We start from the raw sequence: 2,316 nt of genomic DNA on the forward strand, positions 1-2,316 counted from the left end.
TATTCTGGAAGGTGTGACCCGTAATGCCGGTAAACATGCTGGTGGTGTGGTTATTTCTCCAACCAAAATAACTGACTTTTCGCCACTGTATTGTGACGATGAAGGCAACAACCCGGTTACTCAATTTGATAAAGACGATGTTGAATCAGCGGGCCTGGTTAAGTTTGACTTCTTAGGCCTCAGAACGTTGACCATTATCCAATGGGCTGTGGACATGGTAAACCGGCGCCACGCTAAAAGTGGCAAAGACCCTATAGATATTACCGCAATTGATTTAACCGATCCGGCTTGTTTTAAATTATTGAAGAAGGCCGAAACAACGGCGGTCTTCCAGTTAGAGTCTCGTGGCATGAAAGAGCTGATTAAAAAGCTTCTGCCGGACTCCTTTGAAGACATTATCGCTTTGGTTGCGTTGTTTCGTCCGGGGCCATTGCAATCGGGAATGGTTGATAACTTTATCGACCGAAAGCACGGTCGTGAAGAGATCTCTTACCCGGATGTTAAGTATCAGCATGATAGCTTGCAACCGATACTGGAGCCTACCTACGGGGTTATTCTGTATCAAGAGCAGGTAATGCAGATAGCGCAGGTTCTGGCAGGTTACACGCTTGGTGGTGCAGATTTATTACGTCGCGCAATGGGTAAGAAAAAGCCAGAGGAAATGGCCAAACAGCGCGAGATTTTCCGTGAAGGGGCCGCTAAAAATAACATCGACCCTGAACTGGCCATGAAAATCTTTGATTTGGTTGAGAAGTTTGCCGGTTATGGCTTTAACAAGTCGCACTCTGCCGCTTATGCGTTGGTTTCTTACCAGACTTTATGGATGAAGACCCATTACCCCGCAGAGTTTATGGCTGCGGTGATGTCAGCAGACATGGACAATACCGATAAAATTGTCACTTTAGCTGATGAATGCGAACGCATGGGGCTTGATTTATTACCACCCGATGTGAATAAAGGTGAGTACAAGTTTACTGTCGACGAGCAGCAGCGAGTTGTGTACGGCATTGGGGCCATTAAAGGTGTCGGTGAAGGTCCTATTGAATCGATCATTCAGGCGAGACAAGAGGGTGGTCCGTTTCGGGATTTATTCGATTTTTGTTGTCGGGTTGACCTAAAGCGCATGAATAAGCGTATTCTCGAACGCTTAATTCGCGCCGGCGCAATGGACAACCTTGGACCGCACCGTGCAGCGCTGATGGCAACGTTGGAAAAAGCGATTCGCCAGGCAGAGCAGCACCTTAATGCTGAGAAAATTGGTCAGTCTGACATGTTTGGGGTTCTGACGACCGAACCCGAAGCGGTTGAACAAGAGTTTGTCAGCGTGCGCAAATGGTCAGAAGCGGTATGGTTAGAGGGTGAGCGTGATACTCTGGGGTTATATTTAACCGGACACCCGATCAATCGCTTTCGTAAAGAGCTCAAGCACTACATTAATAGCACGCTGTCCAGTGTGACTCCTACGCGCAAAGATGAAAGTATCGCAATTGCGGGGCTGGTCATCGATATTCGCGTATTGACCAATAAACGTGGTCAGCGTTTTGCTATAGTTACTTTAGATGATAAAACAGCGCGCATGGATGTGCGTTTATTCAGCAATGAGTACGAAAGTTATCAAGAATTGCTAGAAAAAGACCGAATTTTGTGGGTAAAAGGTGAGGTCAGATTTGATAACTTCAGTAATAGCAATACAATGACAGCCAGAGAAGTGATGGCAATTGAGCAGGCTCGGGAAACGTATCTCAGACACATAGCAATTACAGTCACCGATGAGCAGCTCACTAATGGCCTTGCCAGCAAACTGGAAAAGCTATTAAAACCCTTTGCTGAAGGGACTTGCCCGATAAAAATGCGGTATCAGTCGGAACGTGTTGAAGCCACTTTAAATGTTGGCGCACAATGGTATGTGAATCCGTCTGATGAACTACTATACGAATTACAGAACTTGTTGGGAACTCAGCAAGTTTCACTCGAATTTTAAAGGAAATGACAGCGAATGAGCCTTAATTTTCTGGATTTTGAACAGCCGATTGCAGAACTTGAAGCGCAGATTGAAGAACTGAAATCTGTTGGTGACCGCGGGCAACTGGATCTCAACTTAGAAGAAGAAGTCCAGCGGCTGACCACAAAAAGTCAGGAGCTGACAGAGAAAATCTTCTCTGATCTCGGTGCGTGGCAGGTAGCACAACTGGCGCGTCATCCGCTACGTCCATACACGCTTGACTATATCCGTATGATCTTCACCGAATTTGATGAAATGGCGGGTGATCGCTCTTTTGCGAATGACGAAGCAATTGTCGGTGGTATTGCACGTTT

The 2,316-nt window shown here is 46.3% G+C and carries 1 protein-coding gene and 1 pseudogene; both read left to right on the forward strand.

Annotated elements, in window-relative coordinates; all coding sequences use genetic code 11:
* Positions 1 to 1,981 (forward strand): DNA polymerase III subunit alpha (gene dnaE / locus B3180_RS00195; protein ID WP_286842147.1); only part of this gene is annotated, 1,981 nt, incomplete at its 5' end.
* A 15-nt stretch (positions 1,982 to 1,996) separates the two neighbouring features.
* Positions 1,997 to 2,316 (forward strand): annotated as a pseudogene (locus B3180_RS00200) (acetyl-CoA carboxylase carboxyl transferase subunit alpha); the annotation flags it as partial.

The organism is Idiomarina sp. UBA4206, assembly GCF_002383015.1.
Lineage (GTDB): Bacteria > Pseudomonadota > Gammaproteobacteria > Enterobacterales > Alteromonadaceae > Idiomarina > Idiomarina abyssalis.